At 69.3% G+C, this 21,795-nt stretch carries 16 protein-coding genes and 1 pseudogene; 9 read left to right on the forward strand and 8 right to left on the reverse strand.

Annotation, left to right across the window (positions count from 1 at the left end; translation table 11 throughout):
• The 3 genes and pseudogenes from AC2VOK_RS01035 to AC2VOK_RS01045 form a co-directional block, all read left to right on the forward strand.
• Positions 1-513: pseudogene (locus tag AC2VOK_RS01035) on the forward strand (ADP-forming succinate--CoA ligase subunit beta); the annotation flags it as partial.
• Positions 514-530: 17 nt separating this feature from the next.
• The gene (gene sucD / locus AC2VOK_RS01040; RefSeq protein WP_428898819.1) at positions 531-1,445 is read left to right on the forward strand and encodes a succinate--CoA ligase subunit alpha; all 915 of its coding nucleotides are present in this window, start codon (positions 531-533) and stop codon (positions 1,443-1,445) included.
• 7 nt (positions 1,446-1,452) lie between these two features.
• The gene (locus AC2VOK_RS01045) at positions 1,453-2,985 is read left to right on the forward strand and encodes an acetyl-CoA acetyltransferase (RefSeq protein WP_428898820.1); all 1,533 of its coding nucleotides are present in this window, start codon (positions 1,453-1,455) and stop codon (positions 2,983-2,985) included.
• A 5-nt stretch (positions 2,986-2,990) separates the two neighbouring features.
• On the opposite strand, the gene AC2VOK_RS01050 is transcribed toward AC2VOK_RS01045, so the two are convergent.
• Positions 2,991-3,839 carry an LLM class F420-dependent oxidoreductase gene (locus AC2VOK_RS01050; RefSeq protein ID WP_428898821.1) on the reverse strand — a complete coding sequence of 283 codons (849 nt, stop codon included), beginning with the start codon at positions 3,837-3,839 and terminating at the stop codon, positions 2,991-2,993.
• Positions 3,840-4,117: 278 nt separating this feature from the next.
• Here AC2VOK_RS01050 and AC2VOK_RS01055 point away from each other — a divergent pair, with 278 nt between their 5' ends.
• The 6 genes from AC2VOK_RS01055 (at position 4,118) to AC2VOK_RS01080 (ending at position 12,441) form a co-directional block, all read left to right on the forward strand.
• Positions 4,118-5,053: a DUF5336 domain-containing protein gene (locus tag AC2VOK_RS01055; RefSeq protein ID WP_428898822.1), complete on the forward strand. Its 936-nt coding sequence runs from the start codon at positions 4,118-4,120 to the stop codon at positions 5,051-5,053.
• Positions 5,054-5,101: 48 nt separating this feature from the next.
• Entirely contained in the window at positions 5,102-6,502 is a 1,401-nt protein-coding gene (locus AC2VOK_RS01060; RefSeq protein WP_428898823.1) for a cell division protein PerM, read from the forward strand.
• Positions 6,503-6,726: 224 nt separating this feature from the next.
• Positions 6,727-7,374 (forward strand): phosphoribosylglycinamide formyltransferase, encoded by a 648-nt coding sequence (gene purN, locus AC2VOK_RS01065; protein ID WP_428898824.1) that lies wholly within the window; start codon positions 6,727-6,729, stop codon positions 7,372-7,374.
• On the forward strand, positions 7,371-8,966 hold the full coding sequence (purH, locus tag AC2VOK_RS01070) for a bifunctional phosphoribosylaminoimidazolecarboxamide formyltransferase/IMP cyclohydrolase (protein ID WP_428898825.1): 1,596 nt from the start codon (positions 7,371-7,373) through the stop codon (positions 8,964-8,966). Before purN ends, purH begins: the two co-directional genes overlap by 4 nt.
• Positions 8,967-9,056: 90 nt before the next feature.
• The gene (locus tag AC2VOK_RS01075) at positions 9,057-10,451 is read left to right on the forward strand and encodes a sigma 54-interacting transcriptional regulator (protein ID WP_428898826.1); all 1,395 of its coding nucleotides are present in this window, start codon (positions 9,057-9,059) and stop codon (positions 10,449-10,451) included.
• Positions 10,444-12,441, forward strand: coding sequence for a vWA domain-containing protein (locus tag AC2VOK_RS01080; RefSeq protein ID WP_428898827.1), 1,998 nt, complete (start codon positions 10,444-10,446; stop codon positions 12,439-12,441). Before AC2VOK_RS01075 ends, AC2VOK_RS01080 begins: the two co-directional genes overlap by 8 nt.
• A gap of 3 nt (positions 12,442-12,444) precedes the next feature.
• On the opposite strand, the gene AC2VOK_RS01085 is transcribed toward AC2VOK_RS01080, so the two are convergent.
• The 7 genes from AC2VOK_RS01085 to AC2VOK_RS01115 form a co-directional block, all read right to left on the reverse strand.
• The gene (locus tag AC2VOK_RS01085; protein ID WP_428898828.1) at positions 12,445-13,050 is read right to left on the reverse strand and encodes a DUF1707 SHOCT-like domain-containing protein; all 606 of its coding nucleotides are present in this window, start codon (positions 13,048-13,050) and stop codon (positions 12,445-12,447) included.
• A 106-nt stretch (positions 13,051-13,156) separates the two neighbouring features.
• Positions 13,157-14,026: an enoyl-CoA hydratase family protein gene (locus AC2VOK_RS01090; RefSeq protein WP_428898829.1), complete on the reverse strand. Its 870-nt coding sequence runs from the start codon at positions 14,024-14,026 to the stop codon at positions 13,157-13,159.
• Positions 14,027-14,036: 10 nt separating this feature from the next.
• A complete protein-coding gene (locus AC2VOK_RS01095) occupies positions 14,037-15,203 on the reverse strand; it encodes an acyl-CoA dehydrogenase family protein (RefSeq protein ID WP_428898830.1) in 1,167 nt (388 codons plus the stop codon).
• Positions 15,200-17,185 carry an acetyl/propionyl/methylcrotonyl-CoA carboxylase subunit alpha gene (locus tag AC2VOK_RS01100; protein WP_428898831.1) on the reverse strand — a complete coding sequence of 662 codons (1,986 nt, stop codon included), beginning with the start codon at positions 17,183-17,185 and terminating at the stop codon, positions 15,200-15,202. The genes AC2VOK_RS01095 and AC2VOK_RS01100 overlap by 4 nt, the downstream gene beginning before the upstream one ends.
• A 5-nt stretch (positions 17,186-17,190) precedes the next feature.
• Complete coding sequence (locus tag AC2VOK_RS01105) at positions 17,191-18,780, reverse strand: acyl-CoA carboxylase subunit beta (RefSeq protein ID WP_428898840.1); 1,590 nt, start codon at positions 18,778-18,780, stop codon at positions 17,191-17,193.
• 2 nt (positions 18,781-18,782) lie between these two features.
• A complete protein-coding gene (locus AC2VOK_RS01110) occupies positions 18,783-19,943 on the reverse strand; it encodes an acyl-CoA dehydrogenase family protein (protein WP_428898832.1) in 1,161 nt (386 codons plus the stop codon).
• The gene (locus AC2VOK_RS01115; protein WP_428898841.1) at positions 19,940-21,631 is read right to left on the reverse strand and encodes an acyclic terpene utilization AtuA family protein; all 1,692 of its coding nucleotides are present in this window, start codon (positions 21,629-21,631) and stop codon (positions 19,940-19,942) included. Before AC2VOK_RS01115 ends, AC2VOK_RS01110 begins: the two co-directional genes overlap by 4 nt.
• Positions 21,632-21,795: the final 164 nt, after the last annotated feature.

A 21,795-nucleotide genomic window follows, 5' to 3' on the forward strand; every position in this document is an offset into this window, starting at 1 on the left:
CACCCCGAGCACGCCGAGTTCGAGGACCGTGCATCCACCGATCCGCTCGAACTCAAGGCCAAGGAGCACGACCTCAACTACGTCAAGCTCGACGGCGAGGTCGGCATCATCGGCAACGGCGCCGGACTGGTCATGTCGACGCTGGACGTGACCGCCTACGCGGGCCAGAAGCACGGCGGAGTCAAGCCTGCCAACTTCCTCGACATCGGCGGCGGTGCCTCGGCTGAGGTGATGGCCGCGGGCCTGGATGTGATCCTCAACGACGCCCAGGTCAAGAGCGTGTTCGTCAACGTCTTCGGTGGCATCACCGCCTGCGACGCGGTGGCCACCGGGATCGTCAAGGCGCTGGAGATCCTCGGCGACGAGGCCAACAAGCCGTTGGTGGTTCGGCTCGACGGCAACAACGTCGACGAGGGCCGCCGCATTCTGGCCGAGGCCAACCATCCGCTCGTCATCCAGGCCGAGACCATGGACGCCGGTGCCGACAAAGCCGCCGAGCTGGCGAACAAGTAGAAAAGGAATCATGACCCATGTCTATTTTCCTTAACGCGGACTCCAAGGTCATCGTCCAGGGCATCACCGGTGGCGAGGGCACCAAGCACACCGCGCTCATGCTCAAGGCGGGAACCCAGGTGGTGGGCGGCGTCAATGCCCGCAAAGCGGGAACCACGGTGTCGCACAAGGACGCCAACGGCGACGACGTCGAGTTGCCGGTGTTCGGCACCGTCGAGGAGGCGATGAAGAAGACCGGCGCCGACGTGTCCGTCGTCTTCGTGCCGCCGAAGTTCGCCAAGGACGCGATCATCGAGGCCATCGACGCGCAGATCCCGCTGCTGGTGGTCATCACCGAGGGAGTCCCGGTGCAGGACACCGCCTACGCGTGGGCCTACAACCTGGAAAAGGGTGGATCAAGGGCCCCCAAGACGCGGATCATCGGACCGAACTGCCCGGGCATCATCACACCGGGTCAGGCGTTGGCGGGTATCACCCCGGCCACCATCACCGGCTCCGGGCCCGTCGGGCTGGTGTCCAAGTCCGGGACGTTGACCTATCAGATGATGTACGAGCTGCGCGATTTCGGCTTCTCGACGGCCATCGGCATCGGCGGCGACCCGGTGATCGGCACCACCCACATCGACGCCATCGAGGCCTTCGAGCAGGACCCCGAGACGAAGATCATCGTGATGATCGGTGAGATCGGTGGGGACGCGGAGGAGCGTGCGGCCGACTACATCAAGGCCAACGTGTCCAAGCCGGTCGTCGGCTACGTCGCGGGATTCACCGCTCCGGAAGGCAAGACCATGGGCCACGCCGGGGCGATCGTTTCCGGTTCCTCAGGTACCGCGGCGGCCAAGAAGGAGGCCCTCGAGGCGGCCGGAGTCAAGGTCGGCAAGACGCCGTCGGAGACCGCGGCGCTGGCCCGCGAGATCCTGAGCGGCCTGTAGGCCCCACTTGACCACCCTGGATCCGCACACGCCCGTCGTCGTGGGCGTCGGCCAGTCCGCCGAGCGCGTCGACGACCCCGGCTACCGGGCGATGTCCCCGGTCGAGTTGGCCGCCGCCGCTTCCCGTGCCGCCGTCGTCGACTCCGGCGCAGACGTCGACGCGGTGGCGGCGGCCGTGGACACCGTGGCCGGGGTTCGGCAGTTCGAGATCTCCGGGCCGGTCGCCAAGGCCGTGCTGGGATGCTCGAACAACTACCCGCGTTCGGTGGCCAACCGCCTCGGCGCCAACCCCGCGCGCGCGATCCTGGAGATCGTCGGCGGCCAGGGGCCGCAGCATCTGATCAGCGAGCTGGCCGCCGGGATAGCCGCCGGCCGTTCTCACGTCGCCCTGATCTTCGGCTCGGACGCGACGTCCACGCTGCGGCACTGGGCGGGCCGCGACGGCAAACCGGACTTCGCCGAGACCGTGGACGGCGACCTGGAAGACCGCGGCCACGGTATCGAGAAGCTGATCTCGCGCTACACGGTCATCCATGGTCTGACCAGCGCGCCGATCCAGTACGCGTTGCTGGAGAACGCCCGCCGGGCCGGCACCGGGCAGGGGCCGGTCCAGTACCGGCGAACCATGGCCGAGCTGTTCGCGCCGTTCACCAAGGTCGCCGCCAACAACCCGTTCGCCGCCGCTCCGGTCGAGCGCAGCGTCGACGAACTGGTCACCGTGACCGAGCGCAACCGGATGATCGCCGAGCCCTACCCGCGGCTGATGGTCGCGCGCGATCAGGTCAACCAGGGGGCGGCCGCGCTGCTGATGTCGGTGGAGGCGGCGCGGCGGCTGGGAGTGCCCGAGGACAACTGGGTCTATCTGCACGGGCACACCGACCTGGAGGAACAAGCACTGCTGGACCGTCCGGACCTCGGCCACTCCCCGTCTGCCGTCCTGGCGGTGCGCGAGGCGCTCGCGATGGCCGGAATCGGCGTCGACGACGTCGCCACCTTCGATCTGTACAGCTGCTTTCCGGTGCCGGTGTTCAACATCTGCGACGGCATGGGCATCGCGCCCGACGATCCGCGCGGCCTGACCCTGACCGGCGGGCTGCCGTTCTTCGGCGGTGCCGGCAACAACTACGCGATGCACGCGGTCGCCGAGACCGTCGCCCAGATGCGGAAGATGCCGGGACGGTTCGGTCTCGTCGGCGCCAACGGCGGCATTCTCAGCAAGTACTCGGTCGGCGTCTACTCCACCACCCCGGTGCCTTGGACGCCGGACCGCAACGCGCCGTTGCAGGCGCAGGTCGCCGGGTGGCCGACCCGGCCGGTGACCGAGAACGCCGACGGTCGCGGCACCGTCGAGACCTATACGGTCCGCCGCGACGACGGACGCCCGACCGGGATCGTCATCGGCATGCTCGACGACGGCACCCGGTTCCTGTCCACCACCGAGGACGACGAGCTGATCGCGCTGCTCATCGACGGCGACCCGCTCGGGCGCGAGGTGCGGGTGCGCTCCTTCGACTACGGCAACCGCTGCTTTGCCCGCTGAGCGCGTCAGACCAGGGCGGCGAGCTTGCCGGCCAGTCGCTCCACGTAGGCGGCGACCTCGGCGTCGGGGCGGTCGGGCAGGCCGAACAGCACCTCGGTGACCCCGAGTTCGGCCCAGTGCGCCAGCTTCTCGGGCACCGGCTTGAAGTCCAGCGCCACGATCTGCGGGGCGCCGTCCCGGCCGGCTGCCGCCCAGATGTCCTGCAGCTGCCTCACCGGAGTGTCGATGTCGAAGTCGCGGGGCGTGGTGATCCAGCCGTCGGCGCTGCGCGCGATCCACGTGAAGTTCTTCTCGGTGCCCGCGGCGCCCAGCAGCACCGGAATGTGCGGCTGCACCGGCTTGGGCCAGGCCCAGCTGGGCCCGAATCGGACGAACTCGCCGTCGTAGGCGGCCTCTTCCTGCGTCCACAGCGCCCGCATCGCCTCGAGGTATTCGCGCAGCATGGTGCGCCGCCGTCCGGGGGGCACGCCGTGGTCGGCGAGCTCGTCGGTGTTCCAGCCGAAGCCGACGCCCAGGCTGACTCGGCCGCCGGACAGGTGGTCGAGGGTGGCGATGCTCTTCGCAAGCGTGATCGGGTCGTGCTCGACGGGCAACGCGACCGCGGTCGACAGCCGCACCCGCGAGGTCACCGCGCACGCGGCGCCCAGACTCACCCACGGGTCCAGCGTGCGCATATAGCGGTCATCCGGCAGTGACTCGTCGCCTGTCGTCGGGTGAGCCGCCTCCCGCTTGACCGGTATGTGAGTGTGTTCCGGCACGTAAAACGTCTGAAAGTTGTGGTCGTCGGCCAGCTTGGCGGCTGCCGCCGGGGAGATGCCGCGGTCGCTGGTGAAAAGCACAAGCCCGTAATCCATGCCGAGAATTAGAACGTGTTCTACCTGTTCAGGGCAAGCGGCCGCCGCTCGGACAGTCGTGACGGCGGGCCGGTCGTACCGGCGCAGCAACCCGAACGTGCGCTAGCGTGGTGGATCGGCCGCGGGGTAATGCGAGCGCAGCGGAATCGGCGTGGACAAGCGCGCCGGCGCGGCGCCGCATTGCAGCAGTGGCCTGGCGCCGCGACGTCATGCAATCAAGACGTTGTGCAGTCAAGACGTTGTGCAATCAAGACGTTGTGCAATCAACAGGAGGAGTCATGACCTACTCGCCCGGTAGTCCCGGTTATCCGCCCACACAGCCCGGCGGCTCCTACTCGGGCGCGACACCCTCGTTCGCCAAGACCGATGACCAAACCAGCCTCCCGGTCTACCTCACCGTCGCGGTCGCGGGACTCGGCCTGGCGGTCTATCTGCTGAACTTCGGTCCCACGTTCATCATCGGCGCCGAACTCGGTCCGAGTGCGGGCGGGCGCGCCGGCGATGCCGGTTACGCGGTCGACGTGTCGGTGTTGGCCGCGCTGCTTGCCGCCGTGTCCCTGCTGCCCAAGGCGAAGAGAAACCTGGCCGTGGTTGCCGTGGTCGCCGTGCTCGGTGCGTTGATCGTGATCACCGAGATGGTCAACACGCCCGCGGGCTACGAGATCGGCTGGGCGCTCTGGCCGCTGCTGGCGTGCAGTCTGCTGCAGGCGATCGCCGCGGTCCTCGCGATCCTGCTCGAGGCGGGTGTTGTCACCGCCCCGGCGCCGCGGCCGAAGTACGATCCGTACGCGCACTACGGCCAGTACGGCCAGTACGGGCAATACGGCGTTCAGCAGCCACCCGGCGGGTACTACGGTCAGCCGGGTGCGCAACAACACGGCGGATCCCAGTCGCACAACCCGCAGCAGCCGCCCGGCTACGGAGCGCAGCAGTACGGCGGAGGTTACCCGCCGGGCCACAGTCCTACCCAGGCGGCGTCGACCGGCGGATCCGGTTCGTTCAGTGCGCAGCCGGCGGCGCCGCAGGGCCCGTCCACGCCACCCACCGGTTTCCCCAGCTTCAGTCCTCCACCCACGGTCGATGCGGCGGACATCGCCGGCTCCCAAGTCGGTTCGTCCGCGGCCGACCACTCCCGGAAGAGCGGCGACGAGCAGACCAACGACCAAGGTCAGCAGCAGTCTCCGACGTCCTCCTCTGGCCCGGTGTCGGGCTGACCGCGCGCTCTCGCGCCCGGTAGTGTACGTGCGCCCAGGGTGACACGGGTGGAGGACCATCGGGCAGCGGGGGCCCGCCAGGGGCGTGACCTTCTCAGGGTCGCGTTCGGCCCCGCAGTGGTGGCGTTGGGCATCATCGCCGCCGTCACGCTGCTCCAATTGCTGATCGCCAACAGCGACATGACTGGCGCCCTGGGTGCCATCGCCAGCATGTGGCTCGGCGTGCATCAGGTGCCGGTCTTCATCGGCGGCCACGAACTGGGCGTGATGCCGTTGTTGCCCGTGCTGCTGATGGTCTGGGCTACCGCGCGCAGCACGGCACGGGCGACCTCACCGCACTCGTCGTGGCTGGTGGTTCGCTGGATTGTCGCCTCGGCGCTCGGCGGCCCCCTGTTGATGGCGGCGATCGCGCTCGCGATGATCCACGATGCGTCGACGGTGCTCACCGAGCTGGAGACGCCCAGCGCCCTGCGCGCGTTCGTCGGCGTGCTGCTCGTGCACGCCATCGGCACGGCAATCGGCGTGTGGTCCCGCGTGGGTCCACGGGTGCTGGCGGTCTCATCGCTGCCGCCCTGGCTGGGTGACTCCCTGCGCGCGGGCTCGGCCGGTGCGCTGGCGCTGGTCGGGCTGTCCGGCCTGGTGACGGCGGGTTCACTGGTCGTGCACTGGGCCACGATGCAAGAGCTCTACGGCATCACCGATTCGATCTGGGGCCAGTTCAACCTCACCGCGCTGTCAGTGTTGTACACGCCCAACGTCATTGTCGGGACGTCGGCGGTCGCGGTCGGGTCCAGTGCCCATCTCGGCTTCGCAACGTTCAGCTCCTTCACCGTCTTCGGCGGCGACATTCCAGCGTTGCCGATCCTGGCCGCGGCCCCCACGCCGCCGCTCGGGCCGGTATGGGTGGCACTGCTCATCATCGGTGCCTCATCGGGCGTGGCGGTCGGCCAGCAGTGCGCCAGGCATGCGTTGCCCCTGGTTCCGGCGACGGCCAAGCTGCTGGTCGCCTCGGTCGCCGGGACCCTGGTGATCTCCTTGCTGGCCCTCGGCGCAAGTGGTCGGCTGGGCAACTTCGGCGATGTCGGCGTTGACCAGGGCGCTCTGGCGATCGGTGCGTTCTTCTGGTTCACGGTCGTCGGCTGGGTGACGGTGATCATGGCCGGCGGTGTCCGGCGTCAGCCGCGGCGGGCCAAACCCACGCGAGAACCGGCGGCAGAGGTGACGGCAGAGGTGGCGGCAGAGGTGGCGGCCGAAACGGTCGGCGAGGTCGGCGAGGTCGACGAGGTCGGCGAGGTCGGCGAGGTCGACGAGCCAATCGATTCCGCAACGTTTTTCGCGGAGCCCGACGAATCGGCTGCCGAACCGGCCGAAGCCGACGGGTTGGGCGTCGAGGAGGCGCCGGACGCCGACGCTTCGCCTCCCGAAGAACCTGAGCCGCAGCCCGAGTAGGCCTTCGGGCCGTTGGCGGGACCGAGTCTGCTGCGCTGAAGGCATCGAAACTGCGCTGAGCGCGTCGACCGGTCCGGCGATCGCGCGCTGCCCGCAGGCTCGGCGTTTCCTCCGGCCGTGCTGATGCACGGCCGGAGGAGGAGCCCGACTATGTTGCATTGCCGGGCTCCTCCTCCGGCCGTGCTGATGCACGGCCGGCATCGTCGCCCGACTAGGCTCTGCGTGTGCTTGAACCGCTCCGCGTACCCCCGAGCGCCCCGGCGCGAGTGGTGGTGTTGGCTTCGGGCACCGGTTCGCTGCTGGCGGCCCTGATCGAGGCCGCCACCGGCGACTATCCCGCCCGGGTGGTGGCCGTCGGAGCGGACCGTCAGTGCCCCGCGGTCGAGATCGCCACGGCGGCGTCGGTGCCCACATTCGTCGCCCGGCTTGCCGACCATCCCGGCCGCGACGCCTGGGACACCGCCGTCACCGACGCCACCGCCGCCCACTCGCCCGACCTCGTAGTGTCGGCCGGATTCATGAAAATTCTTGGGCCGCAGTTTCTTTCACGCTTCTACGGCCGTATCGTCAACACGCATCCCGCGCTGCTGCCGGCTTTTCCCGGCGCGCACGGCGTGGCCGACGCGTTGGCCTACGGTGTGAAGGTCACGGGTTGTACGGTGCACCTGGTGGATGCCGGGACGGACACCGGGCCGATCCTGGCGCAGCAAGCCGTCGCGGTACTCGACGGTGATGACGAACAGACGTTGCACGAACGCATCAAAGTCAGCGAGCGGCAGCTTCTGGTGGACGTGGTGGCCGCGATCGCAACCGGTGGCATGACTTTGACCGGGCGACAGGCAACGATCGGACGAAAGGCGATCATAGGATGAGCACCGACGACTGGCGGGAAACGGCGAGAAGGCCGATCCGTCGCGCGCTGATCAGCGTCTACGACAAGACCGGGCTCGTGGAGCTTGCCCGGGGACTGGCGGCGGCCGGCGTAGAGATCGTCTCCACGGGGTCCACGGCAAAGACCATCGGCGACAAAGGGATTCCGGTGACACGCGTGGAGGAACTGACCGGGTTTCCCGAGGTGCTCGACGGCAGGGTCAAGACGTTGCATCCGCGGGTGCACGCCGGCCTGCTGGCCGATCTGCGTAAGTCCGAGCACGCCGACGCCCTCGAGCAGCTCGGGATCGAGGCCTTCGAACTGGTCGTGGTCAACCTTTACCCGTTCAGCGAAACGGTCGAATCCGGCGCGAGCGTCGACGAATGCGTCGAGCAGATCGACATCGGCGGGCCGTCGATGGTGCGCGCCGCCGCGAAAAACCATCCCAGCGTGGCGGTCATCACCGACCCGCTCGGGTACGACGGCGTGCTCGCCGCGGTGCGGCACGGCGGATTCACCCTGGGTGAGCGCAAGAAGCTGGCGGCGCTGGCATTTCAGCACACCGCGGAATACGACCTCGCGGTCGCGAGCTGGATGCAGTCGACGCTGGCGCCCGAGCATCCGCCCACTGTGTTTCCCGAGTGGTTCGGCCGCGGCTGGCGCCGCTCGGCGATGCTGCGCTACGGCGAGAACCCGCATCAACAAGCGGCGCTCTACACCGACCCCGGCGCCTGGCCCGGCCTGGCGCAGGCCGAGCAGCTGCACGGGAAAGAGATGTCCTACAACAACTTCACCGATGCCGATGCGGCATGGCGGGCCGCTTTCGACCACGAGCAGATCTGCGTGGCGATCATCAAGCACGCCAACCCCTGTGGCATCGCCATCTCGGCGGTATCGGTCGCCGACGCGCATCGCAAGGCGCACGAATGCGATCCGCTGAGCGCGTTCGGGGGAGTCATCGCGGCGAACACCGAGGTGAGCGTCGAGATGGCGGAGTATGTGAGCACCATCTTCACCGAGGTGATCATCGCGCCGGCTTACGCGCCGGGTGCCGTCGCTGCGCTGACGGGCAAGAAGAACATCCGCGTACTGGTGGCCGCCGAGCCGCTGACCGGCGGTCTCGAGCTGCGACCGGTGAGCGGGGGCCTGCTGATGCAGCAGCGCGACGAACTCGACGCCCACGGCGACAATCCGCTGAACTGGACCCTGGCGACCGGATCGCCGGTCGACCAGGCCACGTTGACCGACCTGGTCTTCGCCTGGCGCACCTGCCGCGCGGTCAAGTCGAACGCGATCGTGATCGCCGCCGACGGCGCGACCGTCGGGGTCGGCATGGGACAGGTCAACCGCGTCGACGCGGCCCGCCTGGCCATCGAGAGAGGAAATGCGCGCGGCGGCGAGCGGGTCCGCGGCGCGGTCGCGGCCTCCGACGCGTACTTCCCGTTCCCCGACGGGCTCGAGACCCTGGCCGCCGCCGGCGTCAAGGCGATCGTGCATCCGGGCGGGTCGGTCCGCGACGACGAGGTCACCGAAGCGGCGGCCAAGGCCGGCGTCACCGTGTACCTCACCGGAGCCCGGCATTTCGCGCATTGAGGCGCGCATTGAGGCGTGCGTAGGGAACGGTGCGCCGAGCCCCCTGCGGCGGCATCGGATGACGCACGTCGCTGCGCGTCGTAGCGTGGAGTGGTGACTGCACCGAGCAACCTGCCCCGTACCGTCGGCGAACTGCGTGCCGCCGGGCATCGCGAACGGGGCGTCAAGCAAGAAATCCGGGAGAATCTGCTGAACGCGCTGGCCGCCGGTTCAGATGTCGGCGAGGTCTGGCCGGGCATCCTGGGTTTCGAGGACACCGTGTTGCCGCAGCTGGAACGCGCGCTGATCGCCGGCCACGACGTCGTCCTGCTCGGTGAACGAGGCCAGGGTAAGACGCGGCTGCTGCGGGCGCTGGTCGGCCTCCTCGACGAGTGGACGCCGGTGATCGCCGGGGCCGAACTTGGCGAGCACCCCTACACGCCGATCACGCCGGAATCCATCCGGCGGGCCGACGAGCTGGGTGACGCCCTGCCGATCGAGTGGAAGCATCGCAGCGAGCGCTACACCGAGAAGCTGGCCACCCCGGACACCGGCGTCGCCGACCTGGTCGGCGACGTCGACCCGATCAAGGTCGCCGAGGGCCGCAGCCTCGGGGACCCCGAAACCATCGCCTACGGCCTCATCCCGCGGGCGCACCGCGGCATCGTGGCGGTCAACGAACTGCCCGACCTGGCCGAGCGTATCCAGGTGTCGATGCTCAATGTCATGGAGGAGCGCGACATCCAGGTCCGCGGCTACACGCTGCGCCTGCCGTTGGACGTACTGGTGGTGGCCAGCGCCAACCCCGAGGACTACACCAACCGCGGGCGCATCATCACCCCGCTCAAAGACCGGTTCGGCGCCGAGATCCGCACCCATTACCCGCGTGAACTCGATGCGGAGATCGGCTTGATCGCCCAGGAGGCACACCTGAGCGCGCAGGTGCCCGACTACCTGATGCAGGTGATCGCGCGCTTCGCCCGCTACCTGCGCGAGTCCAACTCGGTCGACCAGAGGTCGGGGGTGTCGGCACGGTTCGCGATCGCGGCGGCCGAGACCGTGGCGGCCGCCGCCCGCCATCGGGGTGCGGTGCTGGGAGAAACCGATCCGGTGGCGCGCGTCGTGGACCTGGGCACCGTGATCGACGTCCTGCGCGGCAAGCTGGAATTCGAGTCCGGTGAGGAGGGCCGCGAACAGGCCGTGCTCGAGCACCTGCTGCGGCGTGCGACCGCCGACACGGCGTCGCGGGTGCTGGGTGGTATCGACGTCGGCTCGTTGGTGGCTGCGGTCGAGGCGGGTTCGGCGGTGACGACCGGTGAGCGCGTGTCGGCCAAAGACGTGCTGGCCGCCGTGCCGGGGCTGCCCGTCGTGGATCAGATCGCCGCCAAGATCGGCGCCGAATCCGAGGGCGAGCGTGCCGCAGCGCTGGAACTGGCGCTGGAGGCGCTGTATCTGGCCAAGCGCATCGACAAGATGTCCGGAGAGGGCCAGACCGTCTATGGCTGAACCGATCAGGGGGCACTCGCTTCGCTACTCGGCGTACACCGGGGGTCCCGACCCCCTGGCTCCGCCGGTGGATCTGCGCGAGGCGCTCGAGCAGATCGGTGAGGACGTCATGGCCGGCACCTCGCCGCGGCGCGCGCTGTCCGAACTGCTGCGCCGCGGCACCAAGAACATGCCGGGGGCCGACCGGCTGGCGGCCGAGGCGAACCGGCGCAGGCGGGAGTTGTTGCGCAACAACAATCTCGACGGCACCCTGCAGCAGATCAAGAAGTTGCTCGACGAGGCCGTGCTGGCCGAGCGCAAAGAACTGGCCCGCGCGCTCGACGACGACGCACGCTTCGGCGAACTGCAACTGGACGCGTTGCCGGCGTCGCCGGCCAAGGCCGCCCAGGAGCTGTCGGACTACAACTGGCGCAGCGGCGAGGCGCGTGAAAAGTACGAGCAGATCAAGGATCTGCTGGGCCGCGAGATGCTCGATCAGCGTTTCGCCGGCATGAAGCAGGCGCTGGAGGGTGCCACCGACGAGGACCGCCAACGGGTCAAGAAGATGGTGGATGACCTCAACGGGCTGCTGGACAAGCACGCCCGCGGCGAGGACACGCCGCAAGACTTCCAGGACTTCATGGCCGAGCACGGCGAGTTCTTCCCGGAGAACCCGCGCAACGTCGACGAGCTGCTGGACTCGCTGGCCAAACGCGCCGCCGCCGCGCAGCGTTTCCGCAACAGCCTGAGCCCGGATCAGCGCGCCGAACTGGATGCATTGGCGCAGCAGGCATTCGGGTCCCCGGCGCTGATGCAGGCACTGGACCGGCTCGATGCCCATCTGCAGGCCGCCCGCCCGGGTGAAGACTGGGGCGGCTCCGAGCAGTTCTCCGGGGACAACCCGTTCGGCATGGGCGAGGGCGCCCAGGCGCTGGCCGACATCGCCGAACTCGAGCAACTGGCCGAGCAACTGTCGCAGAGCTACCCGGGCGCCACCATGGACGACGTGGATCTCGACGCGCTGGCCCGCCAACTGGGCGACCAGGCCGCCATCGACGCCCGAACTCTTGCCGAACTGGAACGCACCCTGGTCAACCAGGGCTTCCTGGACCGCGGTTCCGACGGCCAGTGGCGGCTCTCGCCCAAGGCCATGCGCCGCCTCGGTGAGACGGCCTTACGCGATGTAGCACAACAACTTTCGGGTCGACGTGGTGAACGTGAGCTGCGCCGGTCGGGCGCGGCCGGGGAGTTGACCGGCGCGACCCGCCCCTGGCAGTTCGGTGACACCGAGCCGTGGAACATCTCCCGCACGCTGACCAACGCCGTGCTGCGCGAGGCGGGTAGTGTGAGGCTGGACGGCGCCTCCGGCCCGATCCGGATCACCGTCGACGACGTCGAGGTGTCCGAGACCGAGGCCCGAACCCAGGCCGCCGTGGCGCTGCTGGTCGACACCTCGTTCTCGATGGTGATGGAGAACCGCTGGCTGCCGATGAAGCAGACGGCCCTGGCGCTCAATCACCTCGTGTGCACCCGATTCCGCGCGGATGCGTTGCAGATCGTCGCCTTTGGCCGCTACGCCCGCACGGTCACGGCCGCCGAGCTCACCGGGCTCGAAGGAGTCTACGAGCAGGGCACCAATCTGCACCACGCGCTGGCGCTGGCGGGCCGGCACCTGCGGCGGCACGCAGGCGCGCAGCCCGTCGTGCTGGTGGTGACCGACGGCGAGCCCACTGCCCATCTGGAAGACTTCGACGGGGAGGGGCCGGGTTCTGCCGTGTTTTTTGATTACCCGCCGCATCCGCGGACCATCGCGGCGACCGTGCGCGGGTTCGACGACATCGCCCGCCTCGGGGCGCAGGTGACGATCTTCCGGTTGGGCAGCGACCCCGGTCTGGCGCGGTTCATCGACCGCGTCGCGCGGCGGGTCGAGGGGCGGGTCGTGGTGCCCGACGTGGACGGGCTGGGAGCGGCCGTGGTGGGCGACTACCTACGGTGCCGGCGGCGCCGCTGATCCTCAGGGGCGCCTGCCGCGGGCCTTGCGTTTGATGCCCACACCGCCCCACAGGGAGAAGCCGTGGATGTGGACCGTCGGCGCCCCGGGGGTGCCCTGGCCCACGATGGCGTGGTCGAAGCCGCCCATCACGCCGCGGCCGTGGATCTCGACGTTCACCTCCGGCGGCAGCAGAATGTTCTGCATGCCCATGATCGAAAAGGCGTGGATTTCGACCTCGGTCGAGGTGAAGTCGGCGTAGCGCAGGTCCAGCACGCCGTTTCCCCACAGGGTGAAGGTGGTCAGCTTCCTGGGGACGTTCCATCGGCCGCGTCGTTCGAAGCCGCTCATCAGTGCCAGCAGCAGCGTGGAGGGTGCCGGGTTCGGGGTCCCGCCCCGGCGCGGGTTCACCGTCGAGCAACCCTGGAGGTCGTCGCGCAGCTGATCCAGCTCCTCGTAGGTGGTCGCCGCATACGCCTTGGTCAGGCGCTCTTCGTAGTCCTTGAGCTGCAGCCGGCCCTGCTCGGCTGCGTAGGCCAGCAACTGCGCGATCTGGATGCGATCGGTGTCGGCCGCGCGCGGCGATGTGTCACGCGTGTCCTTCGCATCGCGTTGCGCTGAGTTGCTCATCACCTCGAGCCTACGACGTCCAGCTTTTGCTGCAAGAGAGTTTGGCTGAAATGCAACGTACCCAAAGGTTGTGCCCGGTCGCGGCCCGGGTCGGCTTTCCTCTTTGCTAGACGTCCGGAGAGCTCGCCCAGCGCGGCGGACGCTTCTGCAGGAACGCCTGCATTCCTTCGCGCGCCTCCTCGGACACGAACAGCCGTGCCGATTCGGCGATGAGCCGATCGGAATCGCGGTCGAAGCCTTCCAGCACCGCGGCCGTGGTCAGCGCCTTGGATGCGGCAAGTCCCTGCGGGGAGCCGCGGCCGATGTCGGCGATCAGCCCGGCCACCGCGGCGTCCACATCGTCGACGGCCATCGTGACCAGCCCGATCTCCGCGGCTTGCGCGGCGTGGAACGTCGCGCCCGTGAGGTAGTAGCGGGCGGCGCCCCGGGCCGACATCTTCGGCAGCAACGTCAGCGAGATGATCGCCGGAGCGACGCCGATACGCGCCTCGGTCAGTGCGAACGTGCTGCGCGGGCCGGCGACCACGATGTCGCAGGCGCCGACGAGGCCGAAACCACCGGCTCGGACGTGGCCGTCGACGGCGGCGATCACCGGCAGCGGCGAGGAGACGATGGCCCGCATCACCTCCGCCATGTCGCGGGCCCGGGCCACGGCCATGTCGTATGCCGATGGTGGCGACCCGCTTCGCCCGGCAGCGCCGCCCTCGCGATCGCCACGCGCCGATGGTGGCGACCCGCTTCGCCCGGCAGCGCCGCCGGCCTCGCTCAGGTCCGCCCCGGCGCAGAATGTGCCGCCGGCGTGACCGAGCACCACCAGCCGCACGGCCGGGTCCGCCGCGGCGTCGCGCAGGCCCTGGTGCAGTTGGCCGACGAGCGCGCCGGACAGCGCGTTGCGGTTGTGCGGCGAGTTGAGGGTCAGCCTCGTATAAGGGCCTCCGGTCTGTGCCGGGCCGGCGTATTCGACCAGCGTGTCCATCAGTGCGACGTCAGTAGCTTCGAGGCAGGCCCAGCGACGTCTGCGCCACGAAGTTCAGCACCATCTCGCGGCTGACCGGGGCGATGCGTCCCAGCCGGGCCGAGGCCAGCATCGCGGCCACACCATATTCCTTGGTCAGCCCGTTGCCGCCCATCGACTGCACCGCCTGGTCCACAGATCGGGTGGCCGCCTCGGCCGCGGCGTATTTCGCCATGTTGGCGGCCTCACCGGCGCCGGCGTCATCCCCGTTGTCGTAGAGGGTGGCGGCCTTCTGCATCATCAGCTTGGCCAGTTCGACCTCGATATGGCATTGCGCCAAGGGATGCGACAAACCCTGGTGCGCACCGATCGGCGTGCCCCAGACCTGGCGGGTCTTGACATAGTCGGCAGCCTTGTCGAGGGCAAACCTGCCCATGCCGACGGCGCTCGCCGCGCCCATGATGCGCTCGGGGTTCAGTCCGGCGAAAAGCTGCGCGATCGCGGCGTCCTGTGCCCCGACGAGCGCGTCGGCGGGCAGTCGGACGTCGTCGAGGAAGACCTGGAACTGCCGCTCGGGGCTGATCAGCTCCATCTCGATCGGGTTGTAGGTGAAGCCCGGCGCATCGGTGGGCACCACGAACAACGCGGGGCGCAGCTTGCCGGTTTTCGCCTCCTCGGTGCGACCCACCACCAGCACGGCCTGCGCCTGGTCGACTCCGGAGATGTAGACCTTCTGCCCCGTGAGGAGCCAGTCGCCTCCGTCGCGGCGAGCGGTGGTGGTGATCTTGTGCGAGTTCGACCCCGCGTCCGGCTCGGTGATGGCGAACGCCATCGTGATCGAGCCGTCGGCGATGCCGGGAATCCAGCGCTTCTTCTGCTCGTCGGTGCCGAACTTGCTGATGATGGTCCCGTTGATGGCGGGCGACACGACCATCAGCAACAGTGCACTGCCCGCGGCCGCCATCTCCTCCATCACCAGGGACAGCTCGTACATGCCGGCGCCGCCACCGCCGTACTCCTCGGGCAGGTTCACTCCGAGAAAGCCGAGTTTTCCTGCCTCTGACCACAATTCCGTGGTGTGTTCGTGTGCGCGTGCCTTTTTCAGGTAATACTCGGCGCCGTAGTTGGACGCCCACTCCGCGACCGCCTTGCGCAGGGCCCGGCGGTCCTCGTTCTCGATGAAGCTGTTCTCGGTCACGCTGGATCTCCTTCTGCTTCCGGGGCGTCGATTCGTGCCAGGACGGCACCTACTTCGACTTGCTGGCCGGTGCTGACGTTGAGCTCTGCCAGAACGCCGTCGGCGGGCGCGGTGATGGTGTGTTCCATCTTCATCGCCTCAAGCCAGATCAGTGTCTGACCCGCGCTGACGCTCTCGCCGATGGCAGCGCCGATTCGGATGACATTGCCCGGCATCGGCGCGACCAGCGACCCCTGTTCGACGGCCGAACGCGGTTCGGGGAACCGCGGCAGCGCGACGAGGTGGACGGGCCCCCGCGCCGAATCGACGTGAACGTCGTCGCCGTAACGGGCGACCGCGAAGCGGCACGCCACCCCGTTGCCGTCGATCAGAACGACCTCTTCGGGCGCCGACGAGACCAGCACTGCCTGCTCATCCCCGGCGAACGCCAATCCGGATCTGGTGAAACGGTATTCGACGCGGTGCTCGATGCCGTCGTCGTCGCGGTAGCCCTTCGTCTGATAACCCGACGCGAGGTTTCGCCAGCCGCTGGGTATCGAGCCGAAGACCGGGGCGGCCGCACGGTTGTGCGCCGCGTCGGCGAGGGCGGCGGCGAGCGCCGACATCCGGACCGTCGCGTCGTCGGCCAGCGGCGCGGCGAGTTCCGCCAGACCGTGGGTGTCGAAGAACGCAGTGTCGGTCGCGCCGTCGAGAAAGGCTCTGTGGCGCAACACGTTCACCAGGAGGTCGCGATTGGTGCGTACGCCGTGCACGTGCGCCCGGGCCAGCGCGTCGGCCAGCACCAGCGCAGCCTGGCGGCGCGTCGGGGCATAGGAGATGACCTTGGCCAGCATCGGGTCGTAGTGAATCGAGATGGTGCAACCGTCAACGATGCCGGAATCCAGCCGAATCCCGGTGCGCTGACCGAGTGTGTCGAACCGCGCCCGTACCGCGGGCACCTCGAAGGCGTGCACCAGACCGGCCTGCGGCTGCCAGCTCTGCGCCGGGTCCTCGGCATAGAGCCGAGCCTCGATCGAATGGCCTTGCGCTGCAGGTGGTTCGGTGCCGAGCCGGTGTCCGTCGGCGACCGCGATCTGCAGCTCGACCAGGTCGAGCCCGGTGGTCTCCTCTGTCACCGGGTGCTCGACTTGCAGCCGTGTGTTCATTTCCAGGAAAAAGAAGTCGCCGCTCTCGTCGGCCAGGAACTCCACCGTGCCGGCGCCGGTGTAGCCGATCGCGCCCGCGGCCAGCCTGGCCGCGTCGAACAGCTTGGCGCGCATGCCCGGGATGCGTTCGACCAACGGGGAGGGGGCCTCCTCGATGATCTTCTGGTGCCGCCGCTGGATGGAGCATTCGCGTTCCCCGACGGCCCAGACCGTGCCGTGGGCGTCGGCGAGGACTTGGACCTCCACGTGGTGCCCGGTCGGCAGGTAACGCTCACAGAACACCGTCGGGTCGCCGAAGGCGGACCGCGCCTCACGACTGGCGGCCGCGACTTCGGCGGGCAACGACGATAAATCGCGGACCACGCGCATCCCGCGGCCGCCGCCGCCCGCGGAGGCCTTGACCAGCACCGGCAGTTGGGCCTCGGTGACCGAGTCGGGGTCGAGTTCGTCGAGCACCGGAACGCCGGCGGCCGCCATCAGCTTCTTGGACTCGATCTTGGAGCCCATCGCCCGCACCGCGTCCACCGGGGGCCCGATCCAGGTCAGGCCCGCCCCGGTGACCGCGGCCGCAAAGTCGGCGTTCTCCGAGAGGAACCCGTAGCCGGGGTGCACCGCGTCGGCCCCGGCGGCGCGCGCCGCGGCGATCAGGGCCGCGGCGTTGAGGTAGTCGTCGGTCCTGGGCAGCCGGACCCGCGCGTCGGCCTCGGCGACGTTCGGGGCGGCGGCATCGGGGTCGGTGTAGACGGCGACGGTCCCCAGCCCCAGCCGCCGACAGGTGGCGAACACCCGCCGGGCGATCTCCCCGCGGTTGGCAACAAGTACCCGAGTGACTCCCATGCGGCTCACATCCGGAAGACGCCGAAGTTCGACGTCCCCTTGATCGGGCCTGTGGCGATGGCGGACAGGCACATTCCCAGGACGGTGCGGGTGTCGCGCGGGTCGATCACCCCGTCGTCGTAGAGCATCCCGGACAGCACCAAAGGCAGTGACTCGGCCTCGATCTGGCCCTCGACGGCAGCGCGCATCGCGGCGTCGGCCGCATCGTCGACCTGCTGCCCGCGCGCCGCGGCGGCGGCCCGGCTCACGATCGACAGCACGCCCGCCAGCTGCGCGCCGCCCATCACCGCGGCCTTCGCGCTCGGCCACGCGAACAGGAACCGGGGGTCGTAAGCGCGGCCGCACATGCCATAGTGCCCGGCGCCGTAGGAGGCGCCGATCAGCACCGAGATGTGCGGGACGGTCGAGTTGGACACGGCGTTGATCATCATCGACCCGTGCTTGATCATGCCGCCCTCTTCGTACTCCTTGCCCACCATGTACCCGGTGGTGTTGTGCAGGAACAACAGTGGCGTGTCGGAGCGGTTGGCCAGCTGGATGAACTGGGCGGCCTTTTGCGATTCCTCGCTGAACAGGATGCCGCGAGCGTTGGCCAGGATGCCCAAAGGGTAGCCGTGCAGGCGGGCCCAGCCCGTCACCAGCGACGACCCGTACATCGACTTGAACTCGTCGAAGTCGGAGCCGTCGGCGATGCGGGCGATCACTTCGCGCGGGTCGAACGGGGTGCGCAGATCCGGCGGAACGATACCGATCAGTTCCTCGGGGTCGAACAGCGGCTCGGCCACCGGGCCGGGCGCGGGTCCCTGTTTGACCCAATTCAGCCGTGCGACGATGCGCCGCCCGATGCGCAGCGCGTCGAGTTCGTCGACGGCGAAGTAGTCGGCCAACCCGGAGACGCGGGCGTGCATTTCGGCACCGCCCAGGGCTTCGTCGTCGGACTCCTCGCCGGTGGCCATCTTGACCAGCGGCGGGCCGGCCAGGAACACCTTCGAACGCTCCTTGATCATCACCACGTGGTCGGACATCCCGGGCACATAGGCGCCGCCCGCGGTGGAGTTACCGAAAACCAGTGCAATGGTGGGGATCCCGGCCGCCGAGAGCCGGGTGAGGTCGCGGAACATCTGCCCGCCGGGGATGAAGACCTCCTTCTGCGTGGGCAGGTCCGCGCCACCGGACTCGACCAGCGAGATGACCGGGAGCCGGTTTTCCAGAGCGATCTTCTTGGCCCGCAGTATTTTGCGCAGCGTCCACGGGTTACTGGTCCCGCCTTTGACCGTGGGGTCGTTGGCGACGATCATGCACTCCACGCCGGATACCGCGCCGATGCCGGTGACCAGGCTGGCGCCGACCTGAAAGTCGCTGCCCCAGGCCGCCAGCGGGCACAACTCCAGAAACGGGGAATCGGGGTCGACGAGCAGTTCGATGCGTTCCCGCGCCGTCAGCTTGCCGCGGTCGTGGTGACGCTCGACGTACTTGGTGCCGCCGCCCGCGAGCGCTTTGGCCAGTTCCGTGTCGATCTCGCCGAGCCTGGTGCTGGTCACCGACGCCGCCTCGGCGTAGGTCGGTGACTGTGGATCGAGCGAGGATTGCAGCACTGTCATGGTTGGTATCCCAGGGTTTTGGCGGCCAGCGCGGTGAGGATCTCGGTGGTGCCGCCGCCGATGCCCAGGATGCGCATGTCCCGGTACTGGCGTTCGACTTCGGACTCGGCCATGTAGCCCATCCCCCCGAACAGCTGGACGGCTTGATTCGCGACCCACTCGCCGGCCTCCACGGCGGTGTTCTTGGCGAAGCACACCGGGGCGATCAGGTTGGTCTCGCCGGCCAGTTGGCGCTCCACCACGTGGTGCGCGTAGACGCGCGCGACGTCGATGCGGCGCGCCATCTCGGCCAGAGTGTTCTGCACCGACTGGCGCGAGATCAGCGGGCGCCCGAACGTCTCCCGGTCCCGGCACCACTGCACCGTGAGGTCCAGGCACCGCTGCGCGCTCGAATACGCTTGGGCGGCAAGGCCGATGCGTTCAGCGACGAACGCCTGCGCGATCTGGGCGAAGCCACTGTTCTCGGTGCCGACGAGATTGTCCGCGGGCACGCGAACGTCGGTGTAGGACAGCTCGGCGGTGTCCGAGGAGCGCCAGCCCATCTTGTCCAGCTTGCGGCTCACCTCGAACCCCGGGCTACCCTTCTCGACCACCAGCAGCGACACCCCGGCCGCGCCGGGGCCGCCGGTGCGCACCGCGGTGACGACGTAGTCGGCGCGCACCCCGGAGGTGATGTAGGTCTTGGCGCCGTTGACCACGTAGTGGTCGCCTTCCGGACCGGAACGGCGCACCGCGGTGGTCCGCAGGTGCCCGACGTCCGAGCCGCCGCCGGGCTCGGTGATGGCCAGGGCGCCGATCCTTTCGCCGGCCAGCGTGGGCCGGACGAACTCGTCGACGAGGCGCGCGTCGCCGGTGGCGATCATGTGGGGCACCGCGATGCCGCACGTGAACAGGGAGGCGAACACGCCGCCCGGAGCCCCGGCCGCGTGCACCTCCTCGCAGATGACCACCGCGTCGGCGCCGTCCCCGCCGCCGCCGCCGACCGCCTCGGGGAAGCCCGCGCCCAGCAGCCCCGCCGCCCCGGCACGCCGGTGCAGGTCGCGCGGCAGCTCGCCGGCGCGTTCCCAGGCGTCGGCGTGCGGCAGGATCTCGCGTTCGGTGAACGAGCGCACCGTCTTTCGCAGCTGGTCGCGCTCCGGGGTGTTCCACAGGGTCATAAAAGCCTTTCCGGCACCTCGAGGCAGCGGCTGCGCAGCCATTCGCCCAAACCCTTGGCCTGGGGGTCGAACCGGGCCTGGTAGGCCACGCCCTGGCCCAGCATGCCGTCGATGACGAAGTTCACCGCGCGCAGGTTGGGCAGCACGTGGCGGGTGACGGCCAAGCCCGCCGCCTCGGGCAGCAGTTCCTTGAGGACCTCGACGGTCAGCGTGTGTGCCAGCCACCGCCACTGCTCGTCGGTGCGCACCCAGACTCCGACGTTGGCCGAGCCGCCCTTGTCGCCGCTGCGGGCCCCGGCGATGCGGCCCAGCGGCACACGGCGCGTCGGGCCGACTCCGAGCGGCTCGGGCAACGGGGGCTCCTCGGCCGGTGACAACTCGAGAGTTTGAGTGGCGCATGCGATTTCGGTGCGGGTGCCGTCGGCGTGCACGGCGATGTGCGGCACCCGGGCGGCGTCGACGTAGCCGGCAGTGAACACGCCGTACACCTGGCCCTCGCCCGGAGGGGCGGTCACATGGAAGCCCGGGTAGCTGGCAAGAGCCAATTCGACTGCGGCCGAGGAGAACTGGCGTCCGACCTTGGCGGGATCGGGATCGCGCACGACACAGTGCAACAGCGCGCTGGCGGCCTCCTCGGTGTCGGCGTCGGCGTGGTCGGTGCGGGCCAGGGTCCACACCAGCTCGGCGGGCTCGACGGTGAGCGCGGACGCGAGCTGGTGGCGCACCAGTGCGGCCTTGGCCTCGACGTCCAGACCGGTCAGCACGAACGTCATCGCGTTGCGGTACCCGCCGATGCCGTTCAGCGACACCTTCAGGGTGGGCGGTGGCGGCTCGCCGCGCACACCGCTCACGCGGACCCGGTCGGGTCCGTCGGAGGACAGCTCGACGCTGTCCATGCGGGCGGTGACGTCCGGGTTGGCGTAGCGGGCGCCGCCGATCTCGTAGAGCAACTGCGCGGTGACGGTGTCGACGCTGACCAGCCCGCCGGTGCCGGGATGTTTGGTGATCACCGACGACCCGTCGGCGTGGATCTCGGCCAGCGGGAAGCCGGCGTGGGTGAGCTCGGGTACTTCGGTGAAGAACGAGTAGTTGCCGCCGGTGGCCTGGACGCCGCATTCGATGACGTGGCCGGCGACCACGGCGCCGGCGAGTCGGTCGTAATCGCTTCGGCCCCAACCGAAGTGCGCGGCCGCGGCCCCGACCGTCACCGAGGCGTCGGTGACCCGGCCGGTGACGACGACGTCGGCCCCGGCGCCCAGGCAGTCGACGATGCCCCACGCACCGAGGTAGGCGTTGGCCGTCAGCGGCGACCCGAGCCCGAGTTCCGTCGCGCGCGGCGCCAGGTCGTCGCCCTCGACGTGCGCGACGCGGACGTCGACACCCAACCGCGCGGCCAGGGCGCGCACCGCGTCGGCCAGGCCGGCGGGATTCAGGCCGCCGGCGTTGGCGACGATGCGGACCCCGCGGTCGCGGGCCTCGCCCAGGCAGTCTTCGAGCTGGGTGAGGAAGGTCTTGGCGTAGCCGCGATCCGGGTGCTTCATCCGGTCGCGGCCCAGGATGAGCATGGTGAGTTCGGCCAGGTAGTCGCCGGTGATGAAGTCCACCGGGGCGCCCGAGCCGCCGGTGAGCATTTCGCGCATCGCCGACAGGCGGTCGCCGTAGAACCCCGAACAGTTCCCGATCCGCACCGGAGCGACGGAAGCAGAGGCCATGGGCGCCCTCCGTTCCTCGACTCACCGCTGAGCACAGCGAACCAACCAACCACTCGGTAGATTAGCGGGCGCGGCCGGTGTCACGTCAAGGGTGCGGCGCCGACGCGCACGGCCCATTTTGGCGACGACGAGGCCACCGA

It is taken from the genome of Mycobacterium sp. TH-M116 (assembly GCF_057473685.1).